Source organism: Sphaerospermopsis torques-reginae ITEP-024 (assembly GCF_019598945.1).
Lineage (GTDB): Bacteria > Cyanobacteriota > Cyanobacteriia > Cyanobacteriales > Nostocaceae > Sphaerospermopsis.
In genome coordinates, this window is record NZ_CP080598.1 from 415,193 (window position 1) to 431,987 (window position 16,795).

Annotated in this window: 16 protein-coding genes; 7 read left to right on the forward strand and 9 right to left on the reverse strand. The window is 36.9% G+C overall.

Annotated elements, in window-relative coordinates; translation table 11 throughout:
- Positions 1-5 precede the first annotated feature (5 nt).
- The 3 genes from K2F26_RS25285 (at position 6) to K2F26_RS01785 (ending at position 2,885) form a co-directional block, all read left to right on the forward strand.
- Positions 6-1,439 (forward strand): protein kinase domain-containing protein, encoded by a 1,434-nt coding sequence (locus K2F26_RS25285; protein WP_220610129.1) that lies wholly within the window; start codon positions 6-8, stop codon positions 1,437-1,439.
- Positions 1,440-1,523: 84 nt separating this feature from the next.
- Complete coding sequence (locus tag K2F26_RS01780) at positions 1,524-1,967, forward strand: hypothetical protein (RefSeq protein ID WP_220610130.1); 444 nt, start codon at positions 1,524-1,526, stop codon at positions 1,965-1,967.
- A 252-nt stretch (positions 1,968-2,219) separates the two neighbouring features.
- Positions 2,220-2,885, forward strand: coding sequence for a L,D-transpeptidase (locus tag K2F26_RS01785; RefSeq protein WP_246605499.1), 666 nt, complete (start codon positions 2,220-2,222; stop codon positions 2,883-2,885).
- Positions 2,886-2,922: 37 nt separating this feature from the next.
- On the opposite strand, the gene K2F26_RS01790 is transcribed toward K2F26_RS01785, so the two are convergent.
- Complete coding sequence (locus K2F26_RS01790) at positions 2,923-3,309, reverse strand: hypothetical protein (RefSeq protein WP_220610131.1); 387 nt, start codon at positions 3,307-3,309, stop codon at positions 2,923-2,925.
- 256 nt (positions 3,310-3,565) lie between these two features.
- Between K2F26_RS01790 and K2F26_RS01795 the strand changes: the two genes are divergently transcribed.
- A complete protein-coding gene (locus K2F26_RS01795; protein WP_194059081.1) occupies positions 3,566-4,072 on the forward strand; it encodes a 2TM domain-containing protein in 507 nt (168 codons plus the stop codon).
- 338 nt (positions 4,073-4,410) lie between these two features.
- Positions 4,411-6,492, forward strand: coding sequence for a serine/threonine-protein kinase (locus K2F26_RS01800; protein WP_220610132.1), 2,082 nt, complete (start codon positions 4,411-4,413; stop codon positions 6,490-6,492).
- Between the two features lie 284 nt (positions 6,493-6,776).
- Here K2F26_RS01800 and K2F26_RS01805 read toward each other — a convergent pair whose 3' ends face one another.
- Together K2F26_RS01805 and K2F26_RS01810 are read right to left on the reverse strand one after the other, a co-directional pair.
- Entirely contained in the window at positions 6,777-8,042 is a 1,266-nt protein-coding gene (locus K2F26_RS01805) for a tetratricopeptide repeat protein (RefSeq protein WP_220610133.1), read from the reverse strand.
- Between the two features lie 228 nt (positions 8,043-8,270).
- Positions 8,271-8,939 carry a 2OG-Fe dioxygenase family protein gene (locus K2F26_RS01810; protein ID WP_220610134.1) on the reverse strand — a complete coding sequence of 223 codons (669 nt, stop codon included), beginning with the start codon at positions 8,937-8,939 and terminating at the stop codon, positions 8,271-8,273.
- 417 nt (positions 8,940-9,356) lie between these two features.
- On the opposite strand from K2F26_RS01810, the gene sfsA reads away from it, so the two are divergent.
- Both sfsA and K2F26_RS01820 read left to right on the forward strand, forming a co-directional pair.
- Positions 9,357-10,082 (forward strand): DNA/RNA nuclease SfsA, encoded by a 726-nt coding sequence (sfsA, locus tag K2F26_RS01815; RefSeq protein ID WP_220610135.1) that lies wholly within the window; start codon positions 9,357-9,359, stop codon positions 10,080-10,082.
- Between the two features lie 216 nt (positions 10,083-10,298).
- Positions 10,299-11,078, forward strand: coding sequence for a Uma2 family endonuclease (locus K2F26_RS01820; protein ID WP_220610136.1), 780 nt, complete (start codon positions 10,299-10,301; stop codon positions 11,076-11,078).
- Between the two features lie 159 nt (positions 11,079-11,237).
- On the opposite strand, the gene K2F26_RS01825 is transcribed toward K2F26_RS01820, so the two are convergent.
- The 6 genes from K2F26_RS01825 to nuoH form a co-directional block, all read right to left on the reverse strand.
- Positions 11,238-12,014: a GNAT family N-acetyltransferase gene (locus K2F26_RS01825; RefSeq protein WP_220610137.1), complete on the reverse strand. Its 777-nt coding sequence runs from the start codon at positions 12,012-12,014 to the stop codon at positions 11,238-11,240.
- A 411-nt stretch (positions 12,015-12,425) separates the two neighbouring features.
- A complete protein-coding gene (locus K2F26_RS01830) occupies positions 12,426-13,346 on the reverse strand; it encodes an NAD(+) kinase (RefSeq protein ID WP_194059069.1) in 921 nt (306 codons plus the stop codon).
- Positions 13,347-13,352: 6 nt separating this feature from the next.
- Complete coding sequence (gene nuoK / locus K2F26_RS01835) at positions 13,353-13,658, reverse strand: NADH-quinone oxidoreductase subunit NuoK (protein ID WP_006199065.1); 306 nt, start codon at positions 13,656-13,658, stop codon at positions 13,353-13,355.
- Positions 13,659-13,792: 134 nt separating this feature from the next.
- Positions 13,793-14,398 carry an NADH-quinone oxidoreductase subunit J gene (locus K2F26_RS01845; protein WP_220610138.1) on the reverse strand — a complete coding sequence of 202 codons (606 nt, stop codon included), beginning with the start codon at positions 14,396-14,398 and terminating at the stop codon, positions 13,793-13,795.
- 101 nt (positions 14,399-14,499) lie between these two features.
- Positions 14,500-15,084 (reverse strand): NAD(P)H-quinone oxidoreductase subunit I, encoded by a 585-nt coding sequence (ndhI, locus tag K2F26_RS01850; protein ID WP_220610139.1) that lies wholly within the window; start codon positions 15,082-15,084, stop codon positions 14,500-14,502.
- 96 nt (positions 15,085-15,180) lie between these two features.
- Positions 15,181-16,299, reverse strand: a complete 1,119-nt coding sequence (gene nuoH / locus K2F26_RS01855) for an NADH-quinone oxidoreductase subunit NuoH (protein WP_220610140.1) — start codon at positions 16,297-16,299, stop codon at positions 15,181-15,183.
- Between the last annotated feature and the right edge of the window lie 496 nt (positions 16,300-16,795).

Below are 16,795 nucleotides of genomic sequence, written 5' to 3' on the forward strand. Positions count from 1 at the left end.
ATAAAATGGATGCTGATCAACTTATAAATCAAGTTCTTCGTCAACGCTATAGAATCTTAAACAGTTTGGGAAGCGGCGCGTTTGGTGACACCTATCTATGTGAAGATTTAGATTTACCTACTCATCCCAAATGTGTGGTAAAACACCTGAAACCAAAAAATACCCACCCAGAAGTTTTAATAGTTGCTAGACGGCTATTTGAGAACGAAGCAGCAACCTTATACCGTTTAGGAAAACTTAGCAACCAAATACCTAAATTATTGGCGTACTTTGAGGAAAATGGCGAATTTTATCTAGTGCAAGAATTTATAGATGGCTATGATTTATCCACAGAAATAATTCCTGGTAGTCCTTGGAGTGAAAGTCAAGTTATTAAACTATTGCAGGAAATTCTACAAGTTTTAAAAGTTGTTCATCAACAGAATATTATTCACCGTGATATTAAGCCCCAAAACTTGATGCGTCGCCGTAAAGACGGAAAGATTATGCTAATTGATTTTGGGTCAGTCAAAGAAATTAAAGGTTTGACTACTGATGCTCAAGGACAAGTGACTTCCACTATAATTATTGGTTCTAACGGTTATATGCCAAATGAACAGGCTAATTCTAAGCCAAAATTATGTAGTGATATTTATGCAGTCGGAGTTATTGGTATTCAAGCTTTAACTGGTAAGTTGCCTCGGAATTTTCCAGAAGATCCTAACAGTGGAGAAATCATTTGGCGAAATGAGGCTAATGTAAGCAATAGACTAGCTGATATTTTAACCAAAATGGTGGCTTACAACTTTAGCAAGCGATACCAAACAGCAGCAGAAGTTTTAGAGGTATTGCTTGCTTTGTCTCCAATCAGATCAGGAACGTTACACAAATGGACATGGCTATCTAATAATAGAAAAATTTTAGCTGGAGTAGGCATTACAGTAGGAATATGTATAACTCTTACTATAACACTTGTAGCTGATTCTATTCAAAAAAAAGCGGCAAATACTGTGTCCACCGAAAATTTTGTTCAACTACCTTGCAGTTCTCAAGTATCTGTTCCCAGTTTATCAACTACCCCAAATGCTACTTTTAAAGATGGTACTAAATATTACGGTTCTTTGGATAAAAATAATCTATTTGTTGGCAAGGGAACAATGATATTCACTAACGGTAGTAGATATGATGGTGAGTTCAAAAATGGTAAGCGTTATGGTTGTGGAAGGTTTGTATATCCTGTTAATATCAGTTATTATGAATATTACATTGGTCAATTTGTAAATGATAAATTTAATGGTTTAGGAAAAATTAAGTGGAAAGATGGTAGTGAATATAGAGGCCATTTCCGAGATAGCAAATGTGATGGTAAAGGAATATTTCAGTTCCCTGATGGATCTTTCAAGAGTGGAGTTTGGCAAAATGGAGATTTGTTAGACAGTAATATATCCTGCAATCGCTAGTAAATACAAAGATGGTATTTATCTATTCATAATTAATGCTGAAACTTAGTTATTATTTGTCATAAATCAACCTTTACCAGAAAAATGAATCAAAAATCTGCCAAGCAACGGAAATTTATTTTTACTCTAGCTTCCTTAATTTTTTTCACTGTCTATTTTAGTGTTGCTATTCTCCCAAAAATAACTTTGGGACAAATACAACCTACTCCTACTCCAGAAGCAACTTCTTCACCTGATCCAGAACCTACTCCAGAAGCAACTTCTTCACCTGATCCAGAACCTACTCCAGAAACCACATCTTTACCTGATCCAGAACCTACTCCAGAAACCACATCTTCACCTGATCCAGAACCTACTCCAGAAACCACATCTTCACCTGATCCAGAACCTACTCCAGAAGCAACTTCTTCACCTGATCCAGAACCTACTCCAGAAGCAACTTCTTCACCACAACCAAAACCTACTCCAGAAGCAACTTCTTCACCACAACCAAAACCTTCAGCAAAACCAGTTAGAGGAAGAGGGTAAAAATTACTTAGTTCGTGATATTTAGGGCTTGCTGAATAATCAAAAAATTTGGGGATGACAGATATCTGAAACTATTGCCTATTCCCTATTTCCTGCCTCCACCACAAGACTTTCTCCGCAAACCCTATTTAGTAATTTAGCTACTGAAAATTCAGAGTTCAGACAATAACTGAATTCTGATTCATTTCTATAAATTAAAGTTATTTAAACCACTAAAAAAGCTTGGTTGTATATTTTCTTTAATAAAGAATAATGATGAATAATAGTGCTGATAATCGTATTATTTTCAAGTTCACTTTGACTGTGATATTACTATTTTTTGGGCTGCAATCAATTGCTAATGCTCAAACAGAAGTTAATCAGCAGGAAAGCAACAATATCAATAATACTCAGCCAAATTCTACTCTAAGTATAAATTATCCCCAGGCGCAACCAGACCTTTCCAGAAAATCTGTGCGTAGAAAGCAGTTACTAATTAGGTCAGTGTCTCCTGTTCCGCTCAGTATTCCTGATACTACGGAAGAAAATATTCATTTACTGCTCGTTCTGAAAGAACGAAGACTTTACGTATATCGTGGAGATATTCTACAAGCGAGTTACCCGGTGGCAATTGGTAAACCCGAGTGGGAAACACCTGTAGGCAAATTTAAAGTGCTGAATATGATTGAAAATCCAGCTTGGGAAAACCCTTTTGTTGAAAATAAACAGATTATTTCTCCAGGTTCGCTGAATCCTCTAGGAGAACGTTGGATTGGGTTTTGGAGTGATGGAAAAGACGAAATTGGATTTCACGGTACTTATCAGAGAGATTCAATAGGAAAAGCAGTTTCTCACGGTTGTGTTCGTTTGTATAATGAGGATGTGCTAAAACTATATGAAATAGTGAAAGTAGGAACACCTGTAATTGTAGTTCCCTAAAGAATCTTATTTTCTGTCACCTGTCAAGGGTCCCCAGTCAACCGTCACCTGCTTCCCCGTCTCTACGCCCTAGTTCATAAATACCCGCACCCATACAGGCAAGTATACCTGTGCTAATTCCCCAACTACCACCTAAACTAATTTCTAAACCCCAATTAGATAATGCACCAAATATGATAAAAGGTACAATGCTGAAAACTGAAGCGTAAAAGGCGTTTTGTGATTCTCTAGCTTTGCGGGTTTTTTCAAATTCTGTTTCACTGGTGTAAAGGAATCTTTCGGCAAAATTAAACCAGCGATTTAATAGTTCTATCACCCATTCTCTGGTGGATGCTAAAGCTAAATATAAAGCTAAAGACCATAAACAAGCTCCAGCGATCGCAATTTTATCTAATTCAAATCTAAAGGGCAATATATCAAACATGGCATCGGGTAACTTGGCAATAATATTTAATATTACCTTTTAATATTACCTTAAATTCCTGGGTAAATCTACATCTTTGCAGCTTTTAGCCCTAAACTTGCCCTCAAATGACTACTTCTGGTGTCGCTGGGTGGGAAGATGCGGAGGTAGGGAGGTAGGGGAAGTTAATAACCCTATCACCAATCACCAATCACCATCTAGATTTGCTACTGTAGAAGTAGTGCAAATTATGAAAATTATTATCAGAGCAAAAATTATGACGGTATTTGAATCTAACAACCCCCGTTCCTACAGTCAAGAACAGGTGCAGCAAATTCTACAATTGGCGATCGCTCGTCAAACTGATGATCGTGATCAAGAATTTTCATATCAGCAAATTATCGAAATTGCTGCCGAGTTACAAATTTCACCAGAAGCAGTTAAACAAGCAGAATGTGATTGGATAGCCCAACAAAGCGAAGTACAACAACGCAAAGCTTTTGATCTTTACCGCCAAGGTAAATTCAAAAAACGTCTGGGTAATTATGCAATTGTTAATAGTTTTTTCATACTTGTAGATTTGGTCGGTGGTGCTGGTATTTCTTGGTCACTATACATTTTACTATTCTCTGGACTCACAATTGTACTTGATATTTGGAATACCTTTCAAAGCCAAGGTGAAGACTATGAAGCTGCTTTCCAAAAATGGAATCGTAAGCATCAAATTAAACAAACTATCAATACAGTTCTAAATAAGTGGTTTAACGCATTTAAAACATATTAATATCAACTCAATATCAACATCTATCAGTTATCATTTGTCAGTTAATACAAGATTGATGACATAAATTTAGTATTTTGAATAACAGAAATGAGTATTAAATGAGATTCAAAAAATAAAATATTGAGAGATTATAATCCAGATGATTGCTTGATAAATTATTCACGAAATCATTAACATATTCATCAAATACTTCATGGCAATTTGACCTGATTTTTAATTTGGGCTGCTGTATGATGATAAGACGATTAATGGTGTTGTATAAATAACCGTCAGCAACAGTTTTTAATTTTTAATTTTTAATTTTTAATTCTTTATTATGCAGTCACTCTTATTTGATCATGATATGCTGCTTAAATCCTGATTGCAAAAATCCTCAAAATCCAGATGGAAAAGAGTTTTGTCAAACTTGCCATACTCCCTTAGTACCACTTTTAAGAAATCGTTTCCGTGTGATTCGGGTGCTTTCCGATGAAGGGGGTTTTGGCAGAACCTATTTATCAGAAGATACAGATAAATTAAATGATTGTTGTGTCGTTAAACAGTTAGCACCAAAATTTCAAGGAACTTGGTCACAAAAAAAAGCAATGGAGTTGTTTTGTGAAGAAGCAAAACGACTGCGAGAACTGGGAGAACATCCACAAATTCCCACTCTTTTAGCTTATTTTGAACAAGATAACTGTCTGTATTTGGTACAACAGTTTATTGATGGACAAAATTTATTACAGGAGTTGCAAATACGGAAAAACTACAAAGATTGGGATATTCAATCTATTTTGTTAGATTTGTTGCCAATTCTCAAATTTATTCACAGTCGAGGCGTTATTCACCGAGATATCAAACCGGAAAATATTATCCGCCGCAAAAGTGACGGAAGATTAACTCTCATTGATTTTGGTTCTTCTAAACAATTAACAGCCAAAGTACAGAAAAAACATGGAACTTCCATAGGTTCACATGGTTATTCCGCTATTGAACAAATCAGAGATGGTAAAGCTTACCCTGCTAGTGATTTATTTAGTTTGGGTGCTACCTGCTTTCATCTTTTAACGGGAATTTCTCCTTTTCAGTTATGGATGGAACATGGATATAGTTGGTTAAATAATTGGCAATCTTATTTGCATTCTCCTCTCAGTTATGAGTTAGCCATAATTATTGATAAGTTACTACAAATAGATATTCGGAATCGCTATCAATCTGCTGATGAAGTGATTAGAGATTTAAGTAAACAGTACACACATCTACTAGCACCAGCTAGTAATTCTTTATTATCCGCACCAGCCAAGAAAGCTAATGTTTATCCTCAAAAATATATTTTGCTGAGAAATTCAATTTTAATAGTAGGAACAATAGTATTTTTAGGTTTGGGAGAATTTGGTTATAGACACTTTCACCAACTACAAACAACTCTTTTTTCTCGCTGGAGTCCCCTGCAAAATAGGAAAAGTCAAACTAAGAGTGATACTATTGTTCAACAACCACCACAGGAGTCTTTAGAAAAAATTTCTTTATTGAAAACTATCACAGAACCAAATGAATCAATTTCATCGGTAGCTATTACTCCAAATGGTCAAACTATTGCTAGTGCTGGTAATCGCATGATTAAACTATGGAATATTACCACAGGTCAAGAGATTTATTCACTGCAAGGACATACCCAAAAAATCAATGTTGTGGTTATTAGTTCTGATGGTAAAAAGTTGGTCAGTGGTAGTGATGACAAAACAATTAAAGTTTGGAATTTAGCAACAGGTAAGTTAATTCATACCTTAATTAGTCATACTGATTCAGTTCATGCTTTGGATATTAGTAAGGATGGGAAAACTTTGGTAAGTGCTAGTGATGACAAAACAATTAAAGTTTGGAATTTAGCAACAGGCAACCTAATTATTACTCTAAAAGATCATACTTATTGGGTACGTTCTCTGGCTATTAGTCCTGATGGTTTTACTTTAGCAAGTGGGAGTTTTGATAAAACTATTAAACTGTGGAATATCACCCAAGAAAAACCCCAAGAAAAATCAATTCATTCATTAACTCCTAATTCCCAAACTGTGACATCTTTAGCTTTTAGTCCAGATGGTAAAATTCTCGCTAGTGCTAGTCGTGATCGCCAAATTAAACTGTGGAATCTCAATACAAAAACGGAAATTCGCACTATAACTAAACAAGATCATAATGTCACATCTTTAGCTTTTAGTCCAGATGGTAAAACTCTTGTTAGTGGTAATCGAGATTGTATAGAATGTCATCCAACTATTAAACCTAATATTAAATTATGGGATGTGGCTACAGGTGAGGAAATTTCCTCTATCACTGGACATACTAACACCGTCACATCTTTGGTTTTTAGTGCTGATGGCAAAACTTTAGTTAGCAGTGGAGAGGATAAGAAAATTAAGATTTGGCTTTTTTCACAATAATGTAGGGACTGGGTAATTGATAATTGATAATTGATAATTGTTTGATGCCAAGTTTAAACCCTTTCCTTTTAATGAGAAAAAGATGTAATTGATAATTGATAATTGATAATTGATAATTGTTTGATGCCAAGTTTAAACCCTTTCCTTTTAATGAGAAAAAGATGTAATTGATAATTGATAATTGATAATTGATAATTGTTTGATGCCAAGTTTAAACCCTTTCCTTTTAATGAGAAAAAGATGTAATTGTCAATTGTCAATTGTCAATTGTCAATTATCAATTGTTATCGTCTATCTCTTTCCAAATCATCAATCACTGTTTGTAAATACCACTCCTCCGACATACCCGGATAAAAATCTTGCTTTTGCTCAATTAATCTTTCTGCTATTTCCCAATGTCCCCCAACCATGCGTAACAGTCTTTGACGTAATAAATTATAGGTGGCTTTGTTCGTTGCTGGGATAGATGATTGAATTTTTTGCAGACTATTTAAAACTTGTTGATAATTCTCCCAATCTTCTTGTTCACAATAGATACTAGCTGCTTTTTGATAATCTTCCACAGCATTGGGCATTTCTTCTAAACAAGTGTAGGCAATACCACGATTATAGTAAGCTAAGGGATGCTCAGGATTCATTTGTATTGCTTGAGAGTAATCTTGAATTGCTGCTAAATAATTGCCCATTGATTGATAGACATTGCCTCTCGCAATATATACTAAATTGTCTTGTGTTTGCATTTTCAAGGCTTGATTGATATCAGCCAAAGCTCCTTGATGATCTCCTATTTGAGAACGAGCTTTTCCCCGATTACGATAAACAATAGCATCTTGAAAATTTAAATTTATTGCTTGATTAAAATCTGCGATCGCCTCTCGATAATTACCCATTTTGCAAAGTACCACCCCACGACAGCAATAAGCTTGGGCATCTTGAACGTCAGCTTTTAATATCCAATTTAAATCAGAAATTGCCGATTTTGTATCTCCCTGTTCTGCCTTTTCTAATAATTGTGTGAAATAATCTTGAGTAGATATAATTGCTGCTGGTTTATTGATTTCTTGATTTGGTTTTGGTTCTGCTTTGGGTTGTAGCTGTTTAATCTTCTCTAAACAAAGACGTGCATTTTCTTTATCTTTTTGTGCTAAATATAATTCTGCTGCTTTTTTAAAATTAGCGATCGCCTCTGGAATATTTCCTTGTTTGCGCTGCACTATCCCCCGTAAATCATAAGCACCAGCATCATTAAATTTAAACTGAATCGCTTTTTCTACATCTTCTAAAGCACCAGGAAGATTTTTTAAAGTTAATTTTGCTAACGCCCGAAAATAATAAGCTTTGGCATTTTCTCCATCCAGCTTAATAGCTTCATTATAATCAAAAACTGCTTGTAAAGTTGCACCTGAGTTGTAATAAGCTAAACCCCTTTCTATGTAAGCTTTACTAAAGTAAGGATCTAGCTGTATAGCTTGGTTAAAATCTTCAATAGCTCCAGCATAGTCTTTTTGTTTCGCTTTTTCTAATCCGCGATTGTAAAATTCAGAAGTCATAATTTAGTTTTTTCGATGAACTCTAATCAAATTTATTTAAAACAATATTATATCACAAATTTTTGTTGTTTTAGTGTTGTCGGGGTTGAGCAATGTTAAACCCCTACGGAAAATGTGGGTTGTAATACAATATAATAAAATAATTATATCAACATAACTAAAAATAAAATATAAAGTGGATAGATTCCCGACTTATTTAAGAAATCGGGGATCTGAGTATTACGTTTTTTAAGGTTGAATTAAACTGGGAGAAGTCAACACGAAAACATCCCTAGTTCCCGGTGCTGGATTTTCAGATTTAATCGAGCTAGTAAAGTGGAAAAACTCATGATCATTAACTAAAAGCAGTTCTCCGGGTTGGAGGATTTTGTGAAAAACTGGTTTCTCTTTTTTAGCAGTATATAAATGTGTTTCTCCACCTTTAATATTGTCCCTACCAACAGAAAAGATGCCAATAAAATCAGTTCCATCTTGATGAATACCTTCAGGGGCGGGATTTCCTAAATGTCCTGGTGAACAAGTAGTTCTGATTTGATGAATACCAATTTCTGCTTCTGGATGGAGTTTGCAAGAATCAATAAATGCTAAAACCAAATTCTTAAAAATTTCCAGTTCTATCAGTCCATCTTCTAATTCTGCGAACTCTCTTTTGATATCACCCAATAAAGGATTATACTCTCGACTTTGGCACAAATATCCATGAGAAAGTTTAATCAACTTATTCTCAGCAACCATTACTCTTGATAACCTTCTAGAGCGATATTTGCCCTTAATATAAGGATCAACAGGTAAGTTCTGAAAAAATGGCTGGAAACCTTCAGTATTAATAGAATTTACCTTTCTCAGAGTAAACAGAAAAGCATATTCTAACCCCGTTACAGAAGATACTTGTTGCATAGGATTTTTCTCCTTGCATTTTATAATTATTCAGCCAGCAAAAACTCCATTTCCCAGGTAGTTTTAGCTGACTGCTGACCGCTAATAGCTGAATGCGAACTGGATTTTTAAATTTCTCCCATTTTTTACATGAGAGGTATGTAATATCTATTATAAGCAACTATTTAGGAACTGTTGTAAATGTGACTACAAAATTTATTAAGTTGGAATATTTAACAAGAACTCTAGCTACTCACTTTCCCCCTATTCCCTATTCCCTATTCCCTGTTCCATTATATAGTTACTCATCTGGGAACAAAAATATTTTCCCAATATTTTCCCAATATTTTCCCAATATTTTCAAAGCTCTCATTCCTCCTGCTAACCTCTTTTATCGTATATTTACTATTAATTCAAATTTATAATTTACCTAGCAGAATGAATAACTGGCTGTATCAATACCCTAAATTATACACTGGTATTTTACTCAAACGCTACAAGCGTTTTTTTGCTGATATTCAACTGGAGGGAGGGGAGGTTGTAACAGCACACTGTCCCAATACAGGACCCATGACAGGAGTTTCCAAAGTAGGTAGTCCTGTACAGTTATCTAAAAGTGATAATCCTAACCGCAAATTAGCTTATACACTGGAATTGATTCAAGTAGATGATTTAGCACCAACTTGGGTCGGTGTCAATACTGCTTTACCTAATCGAGTTGTGAAACAGGCTTTAGAGAAACATCTTTTCCCAGAATTAAGTGAATATACACAAGTTAAAGGTGAAGTGGTTTATGGAAAAGATAAAAAAAGCCGGGTAGATTTTTACCTGACCGGAAAAGAAGGACAACGCCCCATTTATGTAGAAGTAAAAAATACAACTTGGTCTCAGGGAACTTTAGCCCTGTTTCCCGATACAGAAACTACCAGAGGACAAAAACATTTGCGGGAATTAATGGAAGTTTTACCCCAAAGTCGGGCAGTAATGTTGTATTTTATCAATCGGGGAGATTGTACACAATTTGCCCCAGGAGATAGCACAGATCCTGTATATGGTGAATTGTTACGGGAAGCAATTAAACAAGGTTTAGAAGTTCTCCCTTGTCGGTTTGATATTTCTCCTGAAGGTATCCGTTATTTAGGGTTAGCAGAACTAAAGATTTAAGCATTTATCAGCCAGCCAAAAATGAAAGCAAAGTACATCATTATTTACACACAAACTTTCTTTCAAGAGAATGCTAATATGAATACAAAGATTGTTCCTCACGTTTCCACAAACAGCAAAGATAAACTTCCTATTTTTGATCAGTAGTTTTTGTTGAATAAAAACAACAAACAGCAGGAAACGTGAATGATCTGAGTAATCATATCAGATTGCTATATGTTAGAAACTCTTGCGACTGAAACCACTGTGGAAATGCCACCCACCCAGGCAGAACTTCCTTATGATGACGGTATTCCGATGGAGACACAAAGACATAAATTACAATTGGATATTTTAATTGATACCATTCAGCCTTGGCTAGATCAAAGGACTGATGGATATGTAGGGGGCAATATGTTTGTCTACTACAGTTTAGCGCAGTTAAAAAATCAGGATTTTCGTGGTCCCGACTTCTTTACCGTCTTAGGAGTTCCCAAAAAAGAGCGTCTTTCTTGGGTAGTTTGGGAAGAAGGAAAATCACCAGATGTAGTAATTGAATTACTTTCAGAAAGCACAGCCAAAAATGATAAAAATGAGAAAAAACTGATTTATCAAAATCAAATGCGTGTTTCTGAATATTTTTGGTTTGATCCTTTTAACCCAGATGATTTTGCAGGTTTTCACATCAATAGTGGTGTGTATGAAACTATCGCTTTTAATGAAAAAAATCAGTTAGTAAGTACAGTTTTAGGTTTAACTTTAGTCCGTTGGCAGGGTAATTATCGCGGTGTAAATGCCACTTGGTTACGTTGGGCAAATTTGGCAGGTGAGTTATTTCCTACTTCTATAGAACTTGCTGAACAAGAAAAACAAAGGGCTGAACAAGAAAAACAACGGGCTGAACAAGCTGAAAATAAATTAAGACAAGTGGCAGTTAATTTGTTAAATAATGGAATGCCTATAGAACAAGTCACACAGTTAACAGGTTTAGATCCAAAGCAAATTTTTGGAGAGTAACCCAACTTCAATAATGGACAATTAACAATGAACAATTGACCGATAATTTTAGATTTTAGTGCCATAATCAGATTTTTATCATATTATACATTGTAGGGGCAATTCATGAATTGCCCCTACAGAAACATAGCTGACGACTGACTGCTAATGGCTGAATGCTTACGCTAAATCAGCCATACCCAATCCCCAATCCCCAATATTAGAGATAATTAAAAAATCAATAGTTTTAAACTGTCTATCAATAGCAGGAAGACTACAAATTTTTGCACCAATACTCAAGTAAGCTTGTAAAATTTTCGGAATTTCCACATCATAGATATCTGGACAATTAGAATTAATTTCTATGGAATATTCTGGATGAGGATTCACTAAAATATGAGAATGTAAACAATGATTATAGAGAAAATAATTATAAGCACAAACAGCTTGTTTATGACATTGAGTTAACAAAGATGCACAACCGAAAAAATATTGATTACCCGTATAAATTAAATAATTAGCTAAACCTTGCCAAAGTAATAAAAGTGTGTAACTATTGCGATATTCTTGAGCTATGCAAGCACGACCAATTTCTACAGAAGACTGCAATATAAAATCAGGAATTTGAGCAAGATTAAATATATCAGCAGCATCAAAACCTAAATTTTTTGCAGCCATTGTATAAGTTTGCATTCTATAAGTACCAATAGTTGTACCAGTCCTTTTACAAATCAGCAATAAATGATCACAAAAATAATCAAACTTATCCCGATCCATCTGCTGACAATGAGAACTAGAAAAACCCAAACCCAACTCTTGATTAAAAACCTGAAACCGTAAGCGAAAAATAGATTCTAACTCTGCATCAGTTTTAGCCAGTCGCAAGACATACTTTTCATTTTCCCAAACCGGAAAATCAGAAATATACAAAGGTGAAGATATAGGATTGTAATACATTTACATCCGGTTTCCTACTTAAATTTGTGAAAAATTATATGAGGATTTAAAACTTCATTATGAACATTTTGATAAATAAAATCTGGCAATAAGATACAAATTTATCTCATGCACAATTTAAATTTTATGTCAATCTACAGCAGGAGTCAGGAGTAAAACTCTCTTTTTATCTGGGTTTTAAGGGACTTACAGATAAAAAAATATTCAATATTAAATTCGGGAGCATCCCAAATGTGTAAGTTTATTTTTTTGATTGAACCGCAAAGGACGCAAAGTACACAAAGGTAAGAGGTTTTCAGAGAGTTTTTGGTGTAGTGGCGTTTATTTTTTCAAAATTGGGATGCTCCCTTAAAGTCCCCCTTTTGAAGGGGGATTTAGGGGGATCTGAATATTCGGATTTTTACGAAAAATCTAATTGCGGTGATTATTACTGTAGCGCACCCTAGTACCAGCCCAAAGTAACTTTTCTCGCAGGGTTTGATAATAGGAATTATTAGCCCGCAACACAATAAACTTAGCACGACAGTCAGCCATTCGCACATCAACACGGTGTCCTGGCCAAATGGAAGTAGATAATACCCCATCCATCCACAATTTTGTACTTAAATCGTAATCCCCCAAAGGCCAAACACTAACCACAGAACCAGGAGGTAAAACCAAAGGACGACTAGAAAGACTCATGGGACAAATGGGAGTGATGGTAATAGCCTCCATGCCATCGTGCATGATCGGACCATTAGCCGAAACTGTGTAACCAGTAGAACCTGTAGGAGTAGAAATAATTAACCCATCGCCCACATATTGATCAACCACCTCACCATCAATTTCCATTTCCAAAATCGAGGTGATCATCCTATCAGCAGAAGCGGGTTTAATACAAAACTCATTTAAGGCGAGGTAATGTTCTGTAACTGGTTCTAAATTTGTCCGATGACCCTCATAAATAGCCGCTTGTAACATCATTCGGCGTTGGAGGGCATAGCGATCTTCAAATAACCGGTCCCAAACTCGTTCCGGTTCTTGAAACTCATCCATTGACTCAGTTAAAAACCCCAAATGGCCGCCCACATTCACCCCTAAAATGGGGATACCAGCCGGGGCTAAATGTCTGGCACTGGTTAAAACTGTACCATCACCACCAAGGACTAAAGCTAAATCAATGGGTTGGCTGGCGGATGCCAAAAACACGGGGTAGGGGTTGTCTTTGGGTCCACTAGGTCCAACCAAAACTTGACATTGGCGGTCTTCTAATTGTTTAGCGCAGAGTTCAGCCCAGCGTTTACTTTGGGAGTCTCGCGCTTTGTAAGCTATGATTACCTGCTTTAATTGCACGTATTGTTACCACTTGAGGAGATTAAACTGCTCCATGTCAACGGTATCACGGTTACGATAAATAGCCAGTACAATCGCTAACCCTACCGCCGCTTCCGCAGCTGCCACAGTAATCACAAAAACAGTGAAAACCTGACCTTTAATTAATGTTGAGTCAAGAAAGTTGGAAAATGCCATTAAATTTAGATTAACGGCATTTAACAGTAACTCAATGGACATGAGTACACGCACTGCGTTACGGCTGGTAATTAAACCATAGATACCGATGCAAAATAAAGCTGCTGCAAGTAATAAGAAATATTGAAGTTGCATAGTTTGGTAATTGCTAATTGCTAATTGGTGATTGGTAATTGGTAGTTGGTAATTGGTAATTGGTAATTGGTAATTGGGCATTGGGTAAATTCATATTCCCAGTCACCAGTCACCAGTCACCAGTCACCAGTACCCTAGTCTTCAGTGCCACTAGATACCAATTCTCTGGGGCGTTCTGGCAAGGTTAAGATGGTTTGTGGCAGTTCGGAAGGGGTAACTTGATCTGGTAAGTATTCCCGACGTGCCAAAATGATTGCTCCTACCATTGCCATTAGCAACAATACGGAAGCTAATTCAAAGGGGAGTAAAAAGTCGGTAAAGAAATGCTCACCTATTAAAACTATGGAATTTTTAGCTGCTGGGGATGTAGAGGTATTAGCCCAAGGTGTTGCCAGTACCATTGTACTTAATAGGGCAAATAGTCCCAGACTCACTACACCGGTAATGATTTTCCGTAAACCAGCACTGGGTAAAGGGGAAAAATCTTGACGTTTGTTTACCAACATGATGGCAAACAAAATCAAAACGTTAATTGCACCTACATAAATCAGAATTTGTGCTGCTGCGACAAAATCACCATTTAGCAATAGGTAAAGTCCGGCCATGCTGATGAATACACCACCTAGCAAAAAAGCAGAATAAACGATGTTAGAAAACAACACTACTCCTAGTGCTGCGCCAATCATCATTACACCTAATATGCCAAATGAAACAGATTGTACTCCTTCGGCTAAATTCACTTTTTTCGATCCTTTTGATGTTTGATAAATGCTGATTGGTGATTGGTAATTGGTAATTGGTAATTGGAAAAAGCGATTTATTACCCATTACCTATTACCCATTACCCATTACCACTTTCTACTAAGTCTTCTGGAAGAGAACCAGCACGGGGAGCATCTGCGGGGACTCCGTGGGGTTCAAGTACGCCTTTGGGTAGGTAAACGAGTTCGCGCAGTGGTGTCACCATTGGATCGTCTGTCACCTTGTATGGTAAGCGTCCTAATGCTACGCTGTCGTAGTTTAGTTCATGGCGATCGTAAGTAGAAAGTTCATATTCTTCTGTCATGGATAAACAGTTTGTGGGACAGTATTCCACGCAGTTACCACAGAAAATACAAACTCCGAAATCTATACTGTAGTGTTTGAGTTTTTTCTTCTTGGTGCCTTTGTCCATTTCCCAATCTACTACGGGGAGGTTGATGGGACAAACGCGCACACACACTTCACAAGCAATGCACTTGTCAAATTCATAGTGGATTCTACCGCGAAACCGTTCACCAGGAATCAGTTTTTCATAAGGGTATTGTACGGTAACAGGGCGGCGTTGCATATGGTCAAAGGTGACGGATAATCCTTGTCCGATATAACGCGCTGATTGTACTGCTTCTTTGGCGTAATCACCAACTTGTTTGAGGAACTTTAGCATTTTTTGTGTCTCTTCTCTAACAATTTTGGATTTTGGATTTTGGATTTTAGATTTAAGATTCAATCCAAAATCTAAAATCTAAAATCTAAAATCTCTCTAACCACCGAAAGCGACGGGAAAGGCTAATTTTAGGGCTGCGGTTAATAGCAGGTTAACCAAACCAACTGGTAGTAGGAATTTCCATCCTAAATCTAACAGTTGGTCAATTCTGACTCGTGGTACTGTCCAACGTATGAGGATGGCAAGAAATACGAGAAAATACGCTTTAAGTACGGTCATGGTGATACCTAAAGCGGCTGTGATTACTTGTAAGATGGGGTTGGTTTCGCTCATTCCTAGCCAGTCACCTATCAGGCTGACGGGAACGGGAAAATGCCAACCACCTAAATATAAAATTGCTACGAGTAGGGAAGAAAGGATCAGGTTGATGTAAGAACCTAAGTAAAATAAACCGAATTTCATCCCTGCGTATTCGGTTTGATATCCTGCTACCAGTTCTTCTTCCGCTTCGGGTAAGTCAAAGGGTAGACGTTCGCATTCTGCTAGGGCGGCGATCCAGAAGATCATGAAACCTAGTGGTTGTCTCCAAACGTTCCAACCCAAAATCCCAAAGTTTGATTGTTGGTTAACGATGTCAATGGTGCTGAGGCTGTTAGACATCATGGCGATCGCCAATACACTCAACGCCAATGGTATTTCATAACTGATTGATTGCGCGGCTGCCCGCAAACCCCCTAACAAGGAGTATTTGTTGTTAGATGCGTAACCAGCCATTAATAAGCCTATGGGCTGAATGCTGGATAATGCAATCCACAAAAATACACCCATACCGACGTTAGTAATGACGATATTCTCCCCAAAGGGAACAATCAAAAATGATAAGAATACCGGAATTACTACGATTATTGGACCAAGGGTAAATAACCAGCGATCTGCTTTGGCTGGTACGATATCTTCTTTAAAGATCAGCTTTAAACCATCGGCTACAGGCACTAGCAAACCAAATGGACCTTGATATTCAGGACCAATCCGTTGCTGTGCGGCCGCAGAAATTTTCCGTTCTAGCCAGGTAGCAACCAGTACACCTACTGTCGCTCCAATCAGCATCAGGATCATGGGTAATGGCATCCACAGGGCTTTGGCTGCTCCTGCTGGTAAGCCCAAATCCTTTACGGATTCGATAAAAGTTCCTTGGAGGTCAATTCCTGCATTCATGTTTGCTACTCTGTAATTCGTCGAGTCATGGTAAATTCACAAACATTATTTAATTTAATATCTGTAAATTTACTGGTTTAGAATCTCTATTGAGATGATGCCTGATTGTAGATTTGTTGCCAATTCCTGAGTTTAGTATATCCTTTGATGGTTTTACCCTTTTGATCCCAGATGACAACTTCTGCTTATGGTTGAGATTGAGATTGGTGATTAGGGATTGGGGATTGGTGATTGGGGATTGGTGATTGGGGATTGGTGATTGGGGGATTGGGGATTGGTGATCAGGGAAAAGGTGATAGTTGGTTGATAGGGAAACATAAAATTGATTACCCAGTCACCAGTCACCAGTCACCAGTCACCAGTCACCAGTCAAGAGAAAGTTACCGTCTCCAAATTGGTAACGGTTTTCTGTGAGAGAGTTTTACTCCTAACTCCTAACTCCTGACTCCTGACTCCTGACTCCTGCCTCCTGCCTCCTGCCTCCTGCTGTATGTTG